The sequence below is a fragment of the Burkholderia sp. HAN2018 genome (genome assembly GCF_024704855.1).
Lineage (GTDB): Bacteria > Pseudomonadota > Gammaproteobacteria > Burkholderiales > Burkholderiaceae > Burkholderia > Burkholderia cepacia.
Genome location: NZ_QOBB01000027.1, coordinates 44759 through 60977 on the forward strand (window position 1 = coordinate 44759; position 16219 = coordinate 60977).

A 16219-nucleotide genomic window follows, 5' to 3' on the forward strand; every position below is an offset into this window, starting at 1 on the left:
GTGAAAAATCGCCCGGCGCAACCGAAAAGCTGTATCTCAATTCTCGCCCGGAAAAAATTCTGGCGACCGCTCCCGGCAACGCAAGCCGCTCAAGCTCCAGTTGCCTCTGGGGAAGCGTCGGGATAATCACCTGTCCTGGTCGCATCAATCACCATGGAAATTGTGAGCGCGCGCCGGCAACGTCCTCGTCGCGGCCGTCGACGTCACCAGAGCAACCCGACTAGCAGCGCGATTGCTCTCGCGCGTATTCGACAGCTCCACTTTCAACGTGCTCGCAGACCGCGCGCCGAACGCGCCCTCGACGATGCTGATCAGCACATCGTTGCCCAAGTTGTGTTCGACCGCCTCTTGCAGCTTGCCAAGATCGCGCGCCAGAACGCCAATCCAACCTTCGAACGCCTCTTGCCTGCCTTCCTCGTTCATGGCACTCGCCAAGTTGTCCTTAGGGGCCGACGGATTCGGCAAATTCCATTCCTCCAAACCACTCGGCAACATGGTTCGATGAACCAAACTCGGCATCAACTTAACCATATCGGCGAGCAGGTCCAGCGGACTATCGTGCTGAATCGGCGCAAGCCGAGCATAGGCCAACGCCGCCAAGGTCGTGACGAAGACCGAGGTCGGGGCAAGCTTCTTTAGCGCTTCGCTGACCGAGAATTTGCTGTTCCGGTGCAGCTTGAGCAGTTGCACAAAGCGACAAAGCAGGCGATTGAACACTTCATCGGCATCTGCCAACGGCACAACCTCAGCGCGATCGGCGGCGTCCATTGCTTTCGCGACCACGATGCGCTCGCGGAAAACTGGCGAAACCGCTGCGGCTCGATCGAAATGTTTGGCATATCCCAGCGGATTCGTCGATTCGAACGTCATCACCGCACGATCCGGGATCAGTGCATGAGTTTCGCCAAACGGTGCCGACAAAAGCGGCGCCTCAATCACCGGTGCGATATCTGCGCTCATGCCGTCCGCGTATCCCAACGTGACACACCGCTCCCACCGCCGAATACTCAGGCCATGGTAGTCGGCATATCCTTTTAAGGCCCAGTAAAAGTCGTTGATGAGTGCAGCAGCGCCGCCGTGCGTCATGTAGTGACCACGAGCCTCCGAACTCAGCAACGCGATCAGATCGACGTCGAAACCATCGGTCGAGGTTCGCAGCGGACGCACCATAGTGCCGAGCTGTCGAGAACCATGCGGATGGATTTTGATGAGCAGGTCGGCAAATTCCTTCCGATTCGCGAGGAAGTCGGCGGTACCCTCATAAGAAGACGCCAATCGCTCAAGCTGGGTGGCGGTGGGCTCATGATCACGTGCGATCGCATCAACCAGAAAGAAAAAGCGACGGGACAGATCAGACGTCGAGGGGCGGCGAAATCGCGCCGTCAACGGATCGGGAATTGCAGTAGGTTCGGCCATCTTTTCCCCATTTGCTTAAAAAGAGCCGGCACCCAAACGAAATACTAGATATAGTGTCGACTAGGCTGATTCACCCCAAGTGTAGTGCCATTTTTACGTGACACCAATCCAACCAAACACGAGCATCAGACTTTTTTGTAACAAAACAACACGCAATCGTTTGCGCATGGTAGCGCGTATTTTCTTGTTCGGAGCAGCACCGGAAGCCTCCATTTCCAGATTGATCTTTGTCTCTCCGGGCGAACAAAAATCCAATTCCTTTGCGGAACAGGGGCTAAGCGTCAGCGAGGCTAGTAACCCGGAAGCAGAGTGAAAAGGAGGCCGCTGACGATGTCCGTCAGGCTGACCAAAATGGCACCGGGCAAGTGGTCCGTCACAAGACATTCCCGGCACGCAAAGATAGCAGCATGATTGGGCAGCTATCGCATCCAAAGCAGCAGGCGACGAAGCGGCAGCAGCGACAAGAGCTGCACCTGATTTGCAGTAACCGTCAAGATATATAAGCGCTTGGGTGCCGGCATAGGCGACCGGTGCCTCATGGCTGCGAATTCAACCGGTCGATGCAACAGCTTGATGGAGCCGCTCAGCCCGTGTATCGACGGCTAGAAGGCCGTTGAATTGCTGTCCGGCCGGACATATTTTCCCTTCCGCCGTTCGCGGCGATCACCGCGAAGTGTTCGATTTCAGCTCATTCGTGCTGGATTTCAATGTGAACGGATCAACGTGGAGGGCTTCCCGGCGTCCATTCCGGTACTGCTGGTGCGCTCCAGACGGTACGGCATATGAATCCGGGTATGACATTAAAAAATACGCCAGTGTTAATTATGTAAAATTAATTCGAAATCCGAATATATTGAGTTTTTACTTAAGAGGCCAGTTCAAAAAGGCCCTCGAGGGGCTGTTAACTTCACCGGCGAGCTGTTAACCTCAAGCATCTGAGCAACCGGATCATGAGGAATGCAAGCGCCGATCGTTGATGACGAATTGTTGGTACTCATCGAATCATTGCTCCCGCCGCCGAAACCGCGACGCTCGAAGAATCCAGGGCGGTTTCCGGTTCCGGACCGGGCAGCATTGAACGGCATCCTGTTCGTGCTCAAGACCGGTATTCGATGGAACCATCTGCCAACCCAGCTCGGCTTCGGTTCGGGGGCGACCTGTTGGCGCCGACTTCGCGACTGGCACGAAGTCGGCGTGTGGGATCGCCTCCACGAACTATTGCTCGCCAAATTGCGGGCGGCCGACCAGATCGATTTCTCACGTGCGGCCGTCGACTCATCATCGGTACGGGCTGTTGGGGCGGGCCAAAAACTGGCCCGAACGCCACGGATCGCGCGCGACCTGGCTCCAAGCACCACATCGTCACCGACGCCAACGGCACACCTCTGGCCGCGATCCTGACTGCCGCGAACGTCAACGATGTGACGCAGTTGCTGCCGCTGATCGACGCGATTCCGCCGATTCGCGGCCTGCGCGGCCACCCGATTCAACGGCCTCGCGTGGTTTACGCCGATCGCGGCTACGACTCCGAGCGGCATCGCCAAGCCCTGCGCAATCGCGGCATCCAGCCGATGATCGCAAAGCGCCGCGCCGAACACGGTAGCGGACTTGGCCAGTATCGTTGGGTGGTCGAACGCACGCACTCCTGGCTCCACAATTTCCGTCGCCTACGTACTCGCTTCGAGCGACGCTCTGACATTCACGAAGCATTCCTCAAACTCGGTTGCTCGCTTGTCTGTTGGAACATCCTCAGGCGTATCGAGCAGCCTTTTTGAACTGGCCTCTAAGGGATGCCTTGAACGTCGCATGCGAATCTAATACATGGGAGATAGCGCGGATGGCGCGAATCAACTTTCGATCGTCCACGCCGAGTGACGGCAAACTCAGGTCAAGCCGACACAGGTAACGTGACACGAACGCCGAACCCTCCGCCGTTCAACCCGCCGGTATATCTCAGGCTCCCGCCCAGTTTTGCCACGATGCGCGCGACGATGGACAGGCCCAAGCCGCTGCCGCTTTCATCGTGGTCCGCGCCGCGAAAGAAGCGATCCTGCAGTCGGCACAGATCTTCATCCGGGACGCCAGGGCCGTCGTCCCGCACCTGAAGGCTAACCGAGCCGGCACCCTGCCACGATGCGATTTCGACGGTGCCCTGTTCACAACCGTACTTGATCGCATTCTCGACGAGGTTATCGAGCAATACGCGGACCAACGTCGGCGGTGCATGGGCGACGACCGGACCGTCGACGACGGATATCAGCGACATCCGCTTGTGGTCTGCACGCGTCTGGTAGTCGTCAAGGCAGGTCTGCACCACGCGCGCGAGATCGACGTCCTCGCTGGGCAACTGCACGGTCTCGTCGAGTCGCGCCAGGGCGAGCAACTGGTCCGCCAGATGCGTGCTGCGGTCAACGCCCTCGACGACCCGTTGCATCGCGCGTCGCTGCCGATCCGGATCGCGTGCCGTGAGGGCAACCTGCGCCTGGACCTTGAGCGCGGCGAGCGGGGTCTTGAGCTCGTGCGCTGCGTCGCTGGTGAACGCGCGTTCGCGATCGATCGAGTCACGCAAACGCTGCAACAACGTGTTGAGCGCGGCGACCAACGGCCGCACTTCGTCGGGAATGCCGATCGTGCCGATGGCGTCGAGGCTGCCGGGCGAACGTGCGTCGATCGCTTCAGACAACGTGCGCAGCGGCGTCAGGCTGCGGCCAATGGCCAGCCAGATCAGTACTGCCAGCACGGGCAACGCGAATGCGAGCGGCCGTGCGACGCGACGCGCGACCTCGGCGGACAGATCCGAACGACGCGTACGTTGCTCAAAGATGCGCACCGTACGGCCACGCGCGGCATCGGTCAGCACGTAGGCGTGCCACTTCGGATTGCCAAGTCGGATCGGGCTCGATGCCGCAGCCGGCAACACCGGCAGATCGAGCGAGGCCAGCCCGGGACTCGCGGCCAGGATTCGTCCGCCGGCGTCGCTGACCTGATACAGCATCCGCGGCGAGGCATCGTCGTCGCCATCGTCGTCTTCTGACGAACCGAGCGCGATGTCCGCAAAGGCCGGGAGATCGGAAGCATTGAGCGCGGCGAACGCCCGGGCGATCTGCTGGATGCGGGTCTCGTCCCACTCCTCCGCTTCGTGAATTGCCTGACGGTAGCTCGACACCAGCGAGTAAGCCCAGATCACCACGACACCCGACAGTACGAGCAAGGTGAGCCGTTGTCGGATCGAACGCATCACGATTCCTTCTCCACCACGTACCCGACGCCACGAATCGTCCGGATCAGGTCGGCGCCTAGCTTCTTGCGCAGATTCGACACGTGTACTTCGATCGCGTTGCTTTCGATCTCTTCATTCCAGCCATAGAGGCAATCCTGGAGCTGTGCGCGAGAGAGCGGACGGCCCTGGTTCGCCAGCAACTCGACCAGCAACGCGCATTCTCGCGACGTCAGTGCGATCCGGTCGGTGCCGCGCGTGGCCGTCATCAGCGCGGGATCGACCGACAAGTCGCCGTATTCGATTGTGTCTGTGCCGCGGCCCTGCGAGCGCCGTACGAGCGCACAGCAGCGGGCAATCAGCTCGGTCAGGTCGAACGGCTTGCCGAGGTAGTCGTCGGCGCCCGCACTCAAGCCGCTCACACGGTCAGCCACCGTGTCGCGGGCCGTCATCACCAGCACCGGCGTATGGTCGCGGCGCTTGCGAATCCACTTGAGCAGTTCGGTTCCGGACATGCGCGGCAGGCCAAGATCGAGCACGACGAGGTCGTACGGCGTGGTTTCGAGCGCGAGTTGCGCATGCCTGCCATCGTGCGCCCAGTCAACCGCCATGCCGGCCTCAATTAGGCCGTCCTCCACCCCGCTTCCGATCAGCTTATTGTCTTCCACGAGTAACACCCGCATGACGTTGCATTCCTGTTGGTCCGGACATGACGTCCATTGCCGCACGATAACCGCAGGCGCGGGCCCGCATCAAGCGGGGCGGGAAAAATCAGGCCCTTAAGAATCCGTTAACGTCGGCGCCATAAGGTCGCGGTCATCAACATACGCAATCGAGCCGACAACCATGAACAGCCTGTCATTCAGACTCCGTTTCTGCGCAACGCTGGGCGTGCTGCTTTCCGTGGCAGCCGCCCCCGCCCACGCCGGCGAAATCAAGACGCTGATGCGGGACATGAAGCATGCGATGCAGGGTGCGATGAACAGTCGGACGATTCCGGAAATGTCCGGCTACGTGACCCGGCTAGAAAGCGATGTGCAACAGGCGAGCCGCCAGCACTATCGCAATGACCAGCCGACCTACGATGAAGGCATGCGCACGTTACGCGATGAACTGACCGTCGTCGACCGGGCCATCGAAGCAAATGATCTACCGGACGCAAAGCAAGCGTTGCGGCGAATCAACGGTTCGAAAAAACACTATCACGACCTGCTCGGCTAACCTGGGCCTGGCACGCTTTCGACACTCAACAGGCATTCCCGTCATGAACACCGCTACCCGTTATCCGCTGTCGATCAGCCTGCTGCACTGGCTGCTGGCCGCCGCGCTGATCGGCAACCTGATCATCGGCTTGCTGCTGGACGACAACGAGGACCTCGTCGGCCTGCACAAGTCGATCGGCGTCGCCATTCTCGTACTCGTGGCGGTTCGCATCGTGAATCGCCTGCGCATGCGTCGCCAGCTGCCGCCGTCGGTCAATCCGGCCGGCACACTGAATCATCTTGCAGAACGCTGCGTCCACGGATTGCTCTATGTGCTGATGCTCGCCATTCCCGTGCTCGGGTGGATGAAGACAAATGCGGCTGGACACACCGCCAGTTGCTTCGGACTCGTCTCGCTGCCGACGCTGGTACCCAAAAGCCACGAACTGTCGCACTGGTTGGGAGAACTGCACGCGCTGACGGCTTACGGCCTGGCTGCACTGGTTGGCTTGCACGTGCTAGGCGCGCTCGCACACAAGCTTTTCAAGTCCGAGAACGTGTTGTCGCGCATTCTGCCCTTGCCCACGCGCGCCGCGCGACACACGCTTTCTTCTGGTGACCGCAACTGAGCGACATACACAACGGTCAGCGGATGCTCACGCACGTCGTAGCAAGCGACATCATTCGCACATGCATTGCGCAAATGCATGCGGCAGTGTCGATATTTCCGCTTGTTTTGCAAAAGGTGAGCCATTCACGCGAAATCTTCCCAAGACCTGAGATACGCTCGGCGGCCACCCTTACATTCATACTGGTCAACGCTACCCGACTTAATGCGTCCCCGATTGAACTCCGCTGGCATCACGGAACGTGCCACCATTATTTGTCGCTCCCAGGAAAGCGTATTGCTGGTAGCACGAACTGCATCACGATGGACGCTGCCGGGCGGCATTATCAAGTCAGACGAATCCCCTGCGGAGGCGGCGAGTCGTGAACTCGAGGAAGAAACCGGCTTGATCGGGTTGAAGCTGACCTACGCTTTTCAGTTCGTTGGGTCGTCGAAGCTTCATCATGTCTTCGTCACCGACGTTCCCACTCAATCCGATCCGCGGCCTAGCAAAGAAATCAATTTGTGTCAGTGGTTCCGGTATGTCGACGTCCAGTCACTTCCAACCAGCACGCCCACGCCAAAGATTGTCGAACGTCTCTATTACCATTCTTGCGCGAACGCGACCGATTCGCTTGCAAGCGGCATTTAACCCGGAATTCATCACCAGACGAATTCGTGCGATAGCAGTTCACCAAACGTATTCAGGATGTGTGCTCGTAATTCAGTCGAACGTGAACCGTGTCGGCACTGTCTCGGCGTCTTACCGACAGATCGATGTGATACTGGCCCGCCCACGGCATATCGAAGTAGTTGCCGTACGTCGCCATGCCGTTGACCTTCAACACCGGCAAACGCTTGACCTGAATCTTCGGCCTGGCCTTCGATGCCGGTGCGGTCATCCTGGCGATGACCATCGCGTTGTCGATACGCGCGCCGGTCCTGGCGTCGAACAGTGCAACCACGAGGTGATAGCTGGCCAGATTCTGTGCGGCTTTAGTATCTCCTGGAGCACTCCCCTCTTCCGGCACGCGCGGTGCCTTCTCTGCTGGCACGATGCCGAAGTGAACGGTCAGGCCGTGCGTCGTCACGCTCCGGCTGGACGAGTCGGCGGCCGCCACACTCGTCGTTGCGGCGAACAACATCTGCGCAAGCACGATCAACATTGCCAGCTTTCGCATGATCATTTCTCCCTTCAGGTAGCGGAACGCATTGCGGTTGTGCAGACGCCAAGCCTTTCCCGAACGTCGCAGCCTCGCTTGAATGCTGCTGCCGTCCGGCCGTCCCCCGTTTGACTCATGTCAACGCGGCGGCGGCCATGCGATCGAGCGGCCTGCGAACGAACGTCTCCTGTTGGTCGACGAACTGGAACTGGCATATCGCGATCGAGCCGCCTTCTCGCCCGGCATCGAGAAGGGAACGTAGTTGACGAAGGTCAACCAGGTAAATGCTGACCGCGCGAAAAATTGCCGTGTACGAGATCGTCGGTTGCCACTGGGGGACATTCATGAGCACCACCACTTCACCCGTCCAGGCCGTCCCCGCTCTGCGGCGGGTGCTGGTCGCCGTCGACGGTTCGACCGCATCCGTGCATGCACTCGCGTATGCCAAAGCGTTCCTCCCATCGAATGCGGCGGTGCACATCATCAGCGTTGCGGATAATCCGAGAACGCTCGTCCCGCTCGGATCGAAAACCATGGCGTTCCTCGAATCCGCGCGCGTCGAGTTGCTCAGGGATGCATCTGATGCGGTGTCGCGCGCCAAAGCCGCAATGGATCGCGACGATCTCGTCATCGACACGGAAGTCATCGACCTCGCCACACGAGGCGGGGATGTCGTGAATGCACTGGCCGACAGCGCGCAAACCTGGCAGGCCGAACTCCTGATCGTCGGCGCACGTCAGCATCATGGCTTGCTCGGATGGGTCGAAGGGACGGTTTCCGGCCCGCTCGGCAAACTCATCGGATGCCCGCTGCTCATTGTTCCGGAAGGTTTCGCGTCGGTTGCCGAGCATCTGCCACGGCGGATGCTGTTCGCCGTCGACGGAAGCGAGATTGCACTCGACGCATTGCGGACAGGGTTGACATTCTCGCGGGCCGACACCGAATTCCGTGCGATATACGTGGTTGATCCCCCCCCAATGCTGGGCGACTTCGTCCTTGGCGGGGCACTGGAAGAAGCATTGATCGGCGAAGGAAATCATGTGCTCCAGGGTGCCACGGCCATACTCGAACGCACGGCCAGACATGCGCAGTCGCAACTCATTCACGCAGATCGAACCGGCGGGGACGTTTCCCATCTGATCGTGCGCGACGCACTCGAATGGAATGCGGACATGATCGTCATGGGCACTCACGGGCGGCGAGGCGTCACGGGCTGGCTCGTCGGCAGCGTGGCCGGGCGCGTGGCGCGCATCACGAAGACGCCGGTCCTGCTCGTCCATGCGTCGCGTGCGTGACGCGCTTCGTCGTCACGCATCCGCACCCACGGCGTGGAACAGCTCCTCCTCCTGGGCGCAATGCAGGCGCACGATCGCCTCCAGCCCGTACAGCAGGCGTTGTATCGCCTGAACCTGCATGGTGTTCGTTCCGTCGCGCGGCAGGTCGGCGACCATCTGCCTGAGCGATCGGACCATCCTGAAGATCTCTCGGTGTGCGCCGCTCATCGCCGCCAGCGGATCTTCACCGCCGAGCAGCGGCGCAAGACGCGCATAGACCTCCAGATCGTCAGCCCGTTCGTGCGGCAGCAGCCGTTCGTCGAGCGAATCGATCATGTGGACCAGCTCGCTGGCGATGGCGGCCCCAGATAGTCCCGGCAGACGATCCGCGAGATCCCTGATCTGGTCCAGCAACGGTGACAATGCCGTGTGCTCGCGCCTGAGTTGCTCGACGTCGATATCCGCCAACCCGGCGCCCGTCGGCCTCGGGCGCATCATCAACACGCGCAGCGCATTGACGATGACGACGACGTCGACGACTTCCTGAATCACCGCGCCGGCAATCGGCGGCAGGAATCCCGCCGCCGCAATCGTCATCGCGACGACCGACAACGACATGCCGATCACCACGCTCTCGAGCGCGATCCGGCGCGATCGACGCGCGATACGTATCGCGTCCACGAGTCGATCCAGCCGATCGACCAGCAAGACCACGTCGGCGGCTTCGGATGACGCGGCCGCTCCCCGCGCACCCATCGCGATGCCGACGTCGGCTGCAGCCAGCGCCGGCGCGTCGTTCACGCCGTCGCCGACCATGATCGTCACGCCCTCCTTGCGCGCGGCCTGAATCGCGACGAGCTTGTCCGTGGGCGTCTGCTCGGCACGCACGTCGGTGACACCCAGCAGTTCACCGACGGCCTGGGCAATATCGCGCCGGTCGCCGGTCAGCATGACGAGGCGCTCGACGCCTTCGCGCTTGAGCAGCCGCAATGCCCGCGGTGTTTCCAGCCGCACCTGGTCGGCCATTTGAATCGCGCCGATCATGACGCCATCCACGCCGACGAATACGGCAGCCCCGCCCTCGCTGACGACGCGTGCCAGGAATGCGCCGCTCCACGGCGCATTCGTCGCGAATGCTGACACGTATTCGAACTTGCCGATCGCAACGGTCCTGTTGTCGACCCGGCCCGTCACGCCTTCGCCGGCCGTTTCGATGACGGCCGACGGCAGCGACAGGTCGATGCAACGTTCGTGCGCCGCGACCGTCAGCGCGTCCGAGATGACGTGGCCCGACGCTTGGGCCAACGACGCAGCGAAACGCAACACATCGTCCGCTGCGACGTCCGCGCCGCACTCGATCGCAACGATGCGTGCCCGTCCTCCCGTCAACGTTCCGGTCTTGTCGAAGAACAGAGTTGTCGCTTGTGCAAGACGCTCCAGCGCACCCCCGCCTTTGACCAGAATGCCGCGTTTCGAACAACGCGACATGCCGGATACGATGGCGACCGGCACGGCGAGGATCAATGGACACGGCGAGGCCACGACGAGCACGGCAAGCGCACGTGTGACGTCGCCGGTCAACAGCCATGCGATTCCCGCGGCGAGCAGCGATGCGAGCACGAAGAATGCGGCGTAGCGATCCGCGAGACGCACGGACGGGCTGCGCTCGCGTTGCGCACGCTCGACCATACGGACGATGCCGGCAAACGTGCTGTCGCTCGCCGTCGTGCGGGCAATCATTTCGAACGGGGCGCCTGCGTTGACCACGCCGCTGCATGCGTTTTCCCCGGAACGGCGTCGCAGGGTGGACGATTCGCCCGTCAGCATGGACTCGTCCAGTTCCGCGTCGCCGGTCAATGTGCCGTCGACGGGCACGAACTCGCCGCTCCGCACCAGCAGCCTGTCGCCGGGGACTAGGGTGTCCGGCGCAACCGAGCGCCATTCCCCGTTCTCGAAACGGGTTGCCTGCCGGGGGGCGCGGCCGAGCAGTGCGCTCATCTCGCGTTGCGCGCGATCCTGCGCATACCGCTCCAGCGTCCGTCCGCTCGCCAGCATCAACGCAATCACCGCCGCCGCAAGCGTCTCGTCGAGCACGACCGCCAGCGCGATCGCGAGCCACGCGAGCACGTCAATGCCGGCCTGCCGCCTCATCACGGCCTTGACCAGCGAGACCGTCAACGCGAGCAGGACCGGCAACGTCCCCAGCAGCCAGGCGAATCGTGCGAGCGACGGCTGGCCGAACGCCACGCATACGCCGCCGCCGGCGAGCGTGGCGGCCGCCAGAATCAGCAACACGAGATCGATCGACCAGGGGACTCGGGACATGGCCATTGCTCCGATCGCCGTGCATGGTGGTGTTCGCCGCATCCGGTTTCGGTTGCGGACGGCGTGGCATCAGTCTAAGAAGCGCCGCGCTTTGAGCATTGACATGGGTCAGGACGGCGTGCCTCCCGTGAACGACCGGCACGCCGCGTTGCTTGACGTGAGTCAAGCCATCGGCCCCTTTCCTCAGCAAAATTGAGCCGTGACACCGGATGGCCTGGAGTCGATATCGTGCTGACGCTGGCTGTACTCTTCGTGCTGATTCTTCTGCTGAATCTCATGCCGGCGTTCGCCCCACCCACATGGATGGCGATGTCATGGGTCGGGTTCAACCTGCCCGACGGCAATCCGTTCATCTTTGCCGTTGTGGCGGCCGGCGCGGCGACGACCGGCCGTGTCATTCTGGCAACCTTCGCGAGATCGCTCGTCCGCTCCCGCTGGATGCGGGAATCCGACCGCGAAAATATCGACGTCGCCACGCGCTGGCTGCGACAGCATCGGACGCTCACCGCCGGCGCGTTCTTCTTCTATGCCTTGAGCCCGCTGCCGTCGAACTACCTCTTCATTGCATACGGGCTTTCCGGGTTGCCACTCAGAATCATCGCGGTGGCATTCTTTATCGGCCGTGCAACGACCTATGCGATCTGGGCACATCTCGGTCGCTTTGCATCGACCCGGCTGGACGTGGAATCGGAACTCGAAGGCACGTATCTCGGCGGCTACTTCGTCGTCACGCAACTGGTCCTGCTCGGCCTCGTCTTCGCGTTGATGAAGCTCGATTGGCGTGCGCTCGTCAACGAACGCCGGCTGACGTTCAGACGCGGCCATCATCCGCGCGGCTCCGATTGACACACGGCGCACGCGATCTTTCGATCGGGTGCATCGGCCAGCCGATCCCGGATGCGACCGCGGGGAGGCTCTCGCGGCTCCGTGGATCGACGTGGGTCATGACATTCAGGACACGGTGATGCTTCATCACGCGCGCACGCGCGTCCACCGCGATGTCGTGCCCTTGCGCGACAGTGAGATCGGCGTCGATGTCGAGATGCACGTCCACGAGGATCAAATCGCCGGTCTTGCGCGTGCGCAGGTCATGCACGTCGAGCACGCCCCGTGTCGCAACCAGCGTTGCCCGGATCGCCTGCACTTCTTCAGCGTCGGCCGCCCGGTCCATCAGATCATGCAATGCGTCCCAGCCGAACGTGGCGCCCATTTTCACAATCATCCCGCCGACGATCAGCGCGGCGACGGGATCGAGCAGCGGGTAGCCGAACAGGTTGCCGACGATGCCGCACGCAACCACCAGCGAAGATGCGGCATCGGAACGCGCGTGCCATGCATTTGCGACCAGCATGCTCGACTTCACCCGCGTTGCGACCGCTAGCATGTAACGGAACAGACTCTCCTTCGCGACGAGCGCAAGGATCGCCACCCATAGCGCCGTGACATGGACGCGCGCGATCGTCTCCGGATGCTCGAGCTTCTGGATCGCGGACCACAGCATCCCGCCCCCCACCACCAGCAGGATTGCCGCGAGTGCGATCGACGCACCGGTTTCGAAGCGCTGATGGCCATAAGGGTGCATTTCGTCGACGGGCTTGCGGCTATGGTGACCGGCCAGCAGCACGACGAAATCCGCGACGAGGTCGGACAATGAGTGAATCCCGTCCGCCACGAGGCCCTGTGATCGGGACAGGATGCCGACCGCCACTTGTCCAATGCTCAGTGCAAGGTTGACCGCAACGCTCACCCAGGTACTTCGCGTGGCCGCGGTGGCCATTGCAGGCGTCGCTTCCGCGACGGCTTCCGAAACAAGGTTAGATTGCTGTGACATCATGACTCCGGTCACGTTCCAAGGTTGACCAAAGTCGGATAGTCGCAAGCGGACACGAAGGCCCATGCGCGCGTCTCTGGTAGCGACGGTCGCCGGCATTTACGTCGAAAGCTCGTCGAACGCCACCAGCGCATGTGCCGCATACATCATCGACGGACCGCCCCCCATGTAGACGGCGACACCAGCAACCTCCTCGACCTCCTCACGCGTCGCCTTCAGCTTGATCAGCGATTGCATATGGAAGCCGATGCAGTCGTCGCAGCGGCACGAGATCGCGATGCCCAGTGCGACGAGTTCGCGGGTCTTTTTCGTCAGTGCGCCATCTTTGGTAGCGGCCGCGCCCAACGCGCCGAAGGCGGACAGGAGTTCTGGCTGTGACTGCCGAAGCTTGCGCATCTGCTCGGCGACTTCGGCGGTTCTTTCACGGTAACGCAACGAGTTCGACATGGCTGGGCCACTCCGAAGCGAGAGAATCTGGACGGCTCACGACGCTTCGCTTCTGCGACGGGCAATGATGCACCGCGCGTCTGACAACGGCGTGATCTCGGGCATGTATTCCATGGTATTGACGGACGCTCGGCAAGACTTGATCTGCGACAAAGGCCCCCCCGCCCGTTCTGCGTACCGTTGGACTCATGCAAACGACCTGGAGACCATCATGTCCAGAGCAAACAGGTTCACCGTTTCGTTCCTGATCGGCGTCGCGATTGCAGTGATGGCCGGCCTTGCGGACGCCCAGCCTCGCCAGCCTGCTCGTGGCCCCGCTGTCGAGTCGGGAGGCATGATTTATGGCAGTCAACTGATGACGACGGCCGAACGGACCGAGTACCGTACGCGAATGCTCGCGGCAGCGTCGGATGCGGAGCGCGAGAAAATCCGCGCCGAACATCATGCCGAGATGCAGAAGCGTGCGAAAGCGCGCGGAATCAAGCTCCCCGACGCGCCCCCCATGCGCGGCATGCATCGCGGGCAAGGAATGGGGATGGGCATGGGGCCCGGCTACATGCATGGCTGGCCCAGCGGCCCCGCGAGCGGCGCTGCCGGGCAGTGATCGCGCGGTTCGGCACATCCGGCAACGAGCGCGTCGAACCATTCGCCTCCGGCCGTTCTTGCGCACACCCGCCATGCGGCCAAATTGACCTGTCTTCTCAGTCATGCGCATGACGGGCCAAACGCGTAGCCGAATTGGGTTCGCCAGGCGCTGGCCACGACACTGTCACGCGTAGCCCGCCAAGTACGGTTGATCGGTCAACCTGAATATCGGCGTCATGCGCCGCCGCGATTCTCCGCACGATCGACCACCCAAGGCCGCTGCCACTTGGCCCGGTTCCCGCAGGCCGAAAGAATCGCTCACCCAGTCGGTACAGATCGTCGTTGCCCATGCCCGGGCCATTATTCTCGACCCGACGCATGGTTCGATGGTCTCACCCGGCCGGCATTCAGCATCAGGATGTGCAACAGGTCGAACTCGCGCATGGACAGCGAGACGGCCTCGCCAGCGCGGCGTGCAGTTCGCGACGCGGGCTCCAGCTCAACGTCCTGCGCGTGGAGTTGCTCTGTCGGGCGGCCGTGGGACCGCTGCACCAGAGCCCCTCAGACGCGCACCGAGCTCGTATAGGTCCACGGGCTTGATACGTAATCGTCCGCCCCTATGTCAGGGGCCTTTATTAGGTCCGGTACGGCGTCGCGTGCGGTCAGGATCGGCAACGCAATACCGCTGCGACGAATATGTTGCAGGACATCGATCCCATCCATGAGCGACAGCCCGAGATCGAGGACGGCCGCGGCATGAACACGCGCGCGCAGCTCGCGCTGGGCCGCGTCGCCGTCATGCACCCAGTCGACCTGGAACCCTTGCTGGCGCAATCCGGCGCGAATCCCGTCTCCGAGCAGGACATCGTCTTCCACGAGCAGGATACGCACGATCAGGCACTCCGCCGGTGGCCGTCAGTCGTCATCCCGGCCCATCGCATTCGCAGGGCGGCCGGCGTCCGTCGCGACGGGCCGGTCCGCTTGAAGGGGCTGCGGCGCCGCATGCCATTGCGCCCACCACCAGCCGATCACCGCCGCTGTCATGACGACGGCAATCCCCCACCAGGCACACCGGATGCCGTCGAGCGGCGCACCGCGCTTGTAGCCGGTCACCATCGACCCGGTCAGATTCTCCCGATGCACGACGCTGCTGACGAGCACGGCGGCGAGATGCACCGCAACGAGCGCGAGCATCACGTTCGCTGCGCCTTCATGAAGATCACCGAACGATTCGCCGTTTCCGGTGTAGGCCGCCCAGCCGGTGACCCCGGTGACGACCGTCATCGCCAGCATGGCGACGATCGCGACCGCGCCCGCCGGATTGTGGCCGACGTGGTGCTCCGGCCTCCCTTTCGCAAGGCTCAGCACGTAGCGGAAAACGGCCGCCGTGGAACGTACGAACGACGAGAACCGCGCATGACGCGGGCCGACCACGCCCCATACGACGCGAAACGCGACGAGCGCCAGCATCGTGTATCCGAACGCGACGTGCATCAGTCGCCAGCGCTCGCTCTCGGCGGTCAGCCACGCGCCGGCGAAGGCAACCACCGTCAACCAGTGGAACGCACGAAGCGGCGCGTCCCAGACCAGTATCCGGGCAGGACGCGAGCGCGTCGTTTCACCGTGAGCCCGGGATGCGGACGAATCGTTCATCGAAATTTCCTTTGTCTGCTTGCGTATGACATGCGGCGCAATTCGACAGCCGCTTCACTGCGGGGCTGCGCCACACGGACGCGGGAACCTCGTCGTGCGAGGCGACGAACCACGCCGACCGGGTAACCCGGTCTTCCGGCGGACGGCGAGCCGCGGCGCCCGTTGCCGCGTGTGCCGTCAGCCAGCTTTCCAGTTGCCCGATGCTCGTCGGATCCAGCGTTGCATCGGTGCCGAAGTGGTGATCGAGACCGTTCAGAATGCGGCGCCACGACTCGGCGGGCAGCGCCTCGGGCGGATAGGCGACATGGCAGGTCGCGCACTCCTGCTTGTACTTGGGGAGCAACGGAATCACGACGCCCCGCATGTCGTCTTCGGCCAGCGCCGCGCGCGGCAGCAGCGACATCAGCAGCAGCGCGAGCACGCTTGCGCGCACATATCGGACGGGAGCAATTCCGCGCAAGGAGGTTGTCGTGTCAACGTCGTTCATGATTGTTCGCCA

At 62.3% G+C, this 16219-nt stretch carries 19 protein-coding genes and 1 pseudogene; 8 read left to right on the forward strand and 12 right to left on the reverse strand.

Annotation, left to right across the window (positions count from 1 at the left end; genetic code table 11):
- Positions 1-144: 144 nt before the first annotated feature.
- Positions 145-1416, reverse strand: a complete 1272-nt coding sequence (locus DPV74_RS09370) for a nucleotidyltransferase (RefSeq protein ID WP_111017224.1) — start codon at positions 1414-1416, stop codon at positions 145-147.
- 957 nt (positions 1417-2373) lie between these two features.
- On the opposite strand from DPV74_RS09370, the gene DPV74_RS09375 reads away from it, so the two are divergent.
- Positions 2374-3191, forward strand: a protein-coding gene (locus tag DPV74_RS09375) for an IS5 family transposase (RefSeq protein WP_119337052.1) whose coding sequence is annotated in 2 segments (ribosomal slippage) — positions 2374-2722 and positions 2722-3191 — 819 coding nt in all. Because the reading frame shifts where the segments join, the coding sequence is not laid out codon by codon here.
- A gap of 113 nt (positions 3192-3304) precedes the next feature.
- Here DPV74_RS09375 and DPV74_RS09380 read toward each other — a convergent pair.
- Both DPV74_RS09380 and DPV74_RS09385 read right to left on the reverse strand, forming a co-directional pair.
- The gene (locus DPV74_RS09380; protein WP_091925825.1) at positions 3305-4654 is read right to left on the reverse strand and encodes an ATP-binding protein; all 1350 of its coding nucleotides are present in this window, start codon (positions 4652-4654) and stop codon (positions 3305-3307) included.
- Positions 4654-5316 carry a response regulator transcription factor gene (locus DPV74_RS09385; protein WP_091925822.1) on the reverse strand — a complete coding sequence of 221 codons (663 nt, stop codon included), beginning with the start codon at positions 5314-5316 and terminating at the stop codon, positions 4654-4656. The genes DPV74_RS09380 and DPV74_RS09385 overlap by 1 nt, the downstream gene beginning before the upstream one ends.
- A gap of 163 nt (positions 5317-5479) precedes the next feature.
- On the opposite strand from DPV74_RS09385, the gene DPV74_RS09390 reads away from it, so the two are divergent.
- The 3 genes from DPV74_RS09390 (at position 5480) to DPV74_RS09400 (ending at position 7094) form a co-directional block, all read left to right on the forward strand.
- The gene (locus tag DPV74_RS09390; RefSeq protein ID WP_091925819.1) at positions 5480-5854 is read left to right on the forward strand and encodes a cytochrome b562; all 375 of its coding nucleotides are present in this window, start codon (positions 5480-5482) and stop codon (positions 5852-5854) included.
- A 43-nt stretch (positions 5855-5897) separates the two neighbouring features.
- The gene (locus DPV74_RS09395; RefSeq protein ID WP_091925816.1) at positions 5898-6464 is read left to right on the forward strand and encodes a cytochrome b; all 567 of its coding nucleotides are present in this window, start codon (positions 5898-5900) and stop codon (positions 6462-6464) included.
- 204 nt (positions 6465-6668) lie between these two features.
- On the forward strand, positions 6669-7094 hold the full coding sequence (locus tag DPV74_RS09400; RefSeq protein WP_091925813.1) for an NUDIX hydrolase: 426 nt from the start codon (positions 6669-6671) through the stop codon (positions 7092-7094).
- 52 nt (positions 7095-7146) lie between these two features.
- On the opposite strand, the gene DPV74_RS09405 is transcribed toward DPV74_RS09400, so the two are convergent.
- Both DPV74_RS09405 and DPV74_RS09410 read right to left on the reverse strand, forming a co-directional pair.
- On the reverse strand, positions 7147-7623 hold the full coding sequence (locus tag DPV74_RS09405) for a hypothetical protein (protein ID WP_162923001.1): 477 nt from the start codon (positions 7621-7623) through the stop codon (positions 7147-7149).
- 115 nt (positions 7624-7738) lie between these two features.
- Positions 7739-7951, reverse strand: coding sequence for a hypothetical protein (locus tag DPV74_RS09410; protein ID WP_119337054.1), 213 nt, complete (start codon positions 7949-7951; stop codon positions 7739-7741).
- On the opposite strand from DPV74_RS09410, the gene DPV74_RS09415 reads away from it, so the two are divergent.
- On the forward strand, positions 7950-8900 hold the full coding sequence (locus DPV74_RS09415; protein WP_119337055.1) for a universal stress protein: 951 nt from the start codon (positions 7950-7952) through the stop codon (positions 8898-8900). The two genes, DPV74_RS09410 and DPV74_RS09415, sit on opposite strands and share 2 nt — an antisense overlap.
- A 12-nt stretch (positions 8901-8912) precedes the next feature.
- Here DPV74_RS09415 and DPV74_RS09420 read toward each other — a convergent pair whose 3' ends face one another.
- Entirely contained in the window at positions 8913-11204 is a 2292-nt protein-coding gene (locus DPV74_RS09420; protein ID WP_119337066.1) for a heavy metal translocating P-type ATPase, read from the reverse strand.
- Here DPV74_RS09420 and DPV74_RS09425 point away from each other — a divergent pair.
- Together DPV74_RS09425 and DPV74_RS09430 are read left to right on the forward strand one after the other, a co-directional pair.
- Positions 11203-11400: a hypothetical protein gene (locus DPV74_RS09425; RefSeq protein ID WP_091925807.1), complete on the forward strand. Its 198-nt coding sequence runs from the start codon at positions 11203-11205 to the stop codon at positions 11398-11400. The two genes, DPV74_RS09420 and DPV74_RS09425, sit on opposite strands and share 2 nt — an antisense overlap.
- Before the next feature lie 32 nt (positions 11401-11432).
- Positions 11433-12050, forward strand: coding sequence for a hypothetical protein (locus tag DPV74_RS09430; protein ID WP_091925804.1), 618 nt, complete (start codon positions 11433-11435; stop codon positions 12048-12050).
- Here the strand turns inward: DPV74_RS09430 and DPV74_RS09435 are convergent.
- Positions 12016-13038 carry a cation diffusion facilitator family transporter gene (locus DPV74_RS09435; RefSeq protein ID WP_308355534.1) on the reverse strand — a complete coding sequence of 341 codons (1023 nt, stop codon included), beginning with the start codon at positions 13036-13038 and terminating at the stop codon, positions 12016-12018. The genes DPV74_RS09430 and DPV74_RS09435 overlap by 35 nt on opposite strands.
- Before the next feature lie 96 nt (positions 13039-13134).
- The gene (locus DPV74_RS09440) at positions 13135-13482 is read right to left on the reverse strand and encodes a carboxymuconolactone decarboxylase family protein (RefSeq protein ID WP_091925802.1); all 348 of its coding nucleotides are present in this window, start codon (positions 13480-13482) and stop codon (positions 13135-13137) included.
- A gap of 211 nt (positions 13483-13693) precedes the next feature.
- Here DPV74_RS09440 and DPV74_RS09445 point away from each other — a divergent pair, with 211 nt between their 5' ends.
- Positions 13694-14086 (forward strand): hypothetical protein, encoded by a 393-nt coding sequence (locus tag DPV74_RS09445; RefSeq protein ID WP_091925799.1) that lies wholly within the window; start codon positions 13694-13696, stop codon positions 14084-14086.
- A gap of 97 nt (positions 14087-14183) precedes the next feature.
- On the opposite strand, the gene DPV74_RS09450 is transcribed toward DPV74_RS09445, so the two are convergent.
- From DPV74_RS09450 to DPV74_RS09465, 4 genes and pseudogenes are all read right to left on the reverse strand, one after another.
- Entirely contained in the window at positions 14184-14447 is a 264-nt protein-coding gene (locus DPV74_RS09450; protein WP_373394967.1) for an ATP-binding protein, read from the reverse strand.
- A 13-nt stretch (positions 14448-14460) separates the two neighbouring features.
- Positions 14461-14958, reverse strand: a pseudogene (locus tag DPV74_RS09455) (response regulator); the annotation flags it as partial.
- Between the two features lie 24 nt (positions 14959-14982).
- A complete protein-coding gene (locus DPV74_RS09460) occupies positions 14983-15720 on the reverse strand; it encodes a cytochrome b/b6 domain-containing protein (protein WP_091925797.1) in 738 nt (245 codons plus the stop codon).
- The gene (locus DPV74_RS09465) at positions 15686-16207 is read right to left on the reverse strand and encodes a diheme cytochrome c (RefSeq protein ID WP_091925794.1); all 522 of its coding nucleotides are present in this window, start codon (positions 16205-16207) and stop codon (positions 15686-15688) included. The genes DPV74_RS09460 and DPV74_RS09465 overlap by 35 nt, the downstream gene beginning before the upstream one ends.
- Positions 16208-16219 lie beyond the last annotated feature (12 nt).

What these genes read in the sequence shown, in the direction of transcription:
- DPV74_RS09445 (WP_091925799.1), top strand. Translation starts at nt 13,694, where the DNA reads ATGTCCAGAGCAAACAGGTTCACCGTTTCGTTCCTGATCGGCGTCGCG.
- DPV74_RS09425 (WP_091925807.1), top strand. Translation starts at nt 11,203, where the DNA reads ATGGCCATTGCTCCGATCGCCGTGCATGGTGGTGTTCGCCGCATCCGG.
- DPV74_RS09460 (WP_091925797.1), bottom strand. Translation starts at nt 15,720, where the DNA reads ATGAACGATTCGTCCGCATCCCGGGCTCACGGTGAAACGACGCGCTCG.
- DPV74_RS09390 (WP_091925819.1), top strand. Translation starts at nt 5,480, where the DNA reads ATGAACAGCCTGTCATTCAGACTCCGTTTCTGCGCAACGCTGGGCGTG.
- DPV74_RS09435 (WP_308355534.1), bottom strand. Translation starts at nt 13,038, where the DNA reads ATGATGTCACAGCAATCTAACCTTGTTTCGGAAGCCGTCGCGGAAGCG.
- DPV74_RS09450 (WP_373394967.1), bottom strand. Translation starts at nt 14,447, where the DNA reads ATGCGTCGGGTCGAGAATAATGGCCCGGGCATGGGCAACGACGATCTG.
- DPV74_RS09400 (WP_091925813.1), top strand. Translation starts at nt 6,669, where the DNA reads ATGCGTCCCCGATTGAACTCCGCTGGCATCACGGAACGTGCCACCATT.
- DPV74_RS09395 (WP_091925816.1), top strand. Translation starts at nt 5,898, where the DNA reads ATGAACACCGCTACCCGTTATCCGCTGTCGATCAGCCTGCTGCACTGG.
- DPV74_RS09380 (WP_091925825.1), bottom strand. Translation starts at nt 4,654, where the DNA reads ATGCGTTCGATCCGACAACGGCTCACCTTGCTCGTACTGTCGGGTGTC.
- DPV74_RS09420 (WP_119337066.1), bottom strand. Translation starts at nt 11,204, where the DNA reads ATGTCCCGAGTCCCCTGGTCGATCGATCTCGTGTTGCTGATTCTGGCG.
- DPV74_RS09405 (WP_162923001.1), bottom strand. Translation starts at nt 7,623, where the DNA reads ATGCGAAAGCTGGCAATGTTGATCGTGCTTGCGCAGATGTTGTTCGCC.
- DPV74_RS09385 (WP_091925822.1), bottom strand. Translation starts at nt 5,316, where the DNA reads ATGCGGGTGTTACTCGTGGAAGACAATAAGCTGATCGGAAGCGGGGTG.
- DPV74_RS09465 (WP_091925794.1), bottom strand. Translation starts at nt 16,207, where the DNA reads ATGAACGACGTTGACACGACAACCTCCTTGCGCGGAATTGCTCCCGTC.
- DPV74_RS09370 (WP_111017224.1), bottom strand. Translation starts at nt 1,416, where the DNA reads ATGGCCGAACCTACTGCAATTCCCGATCCGTTGACGGCGCGATTTCGC.
- DPV74_RS09410 (WP_119337054.1), bottom strand. Translation starts at nt 7,951, where the DNA reads ATGAATGTCCCCCAGTGGCAACCGACGATCTCGTACACGGCAATTTTT.
- DPV74_RS09440 (WP_091925802.1), bottom strand. Translation starts at nt 13,482, where the DNA reads ATGTCGAACTCGTTGCGTTACCGTGAAAGAACCGCCGAAGTCGCCGAG.
- DPV74_RS09415 (WP_119337055.1), top strand. Translation starts at nt 7,950, where the DNA reads ATGAGCACCACCACTTCACCCGTCCAGGCCGTCCCCGCTCTGCGGCGG.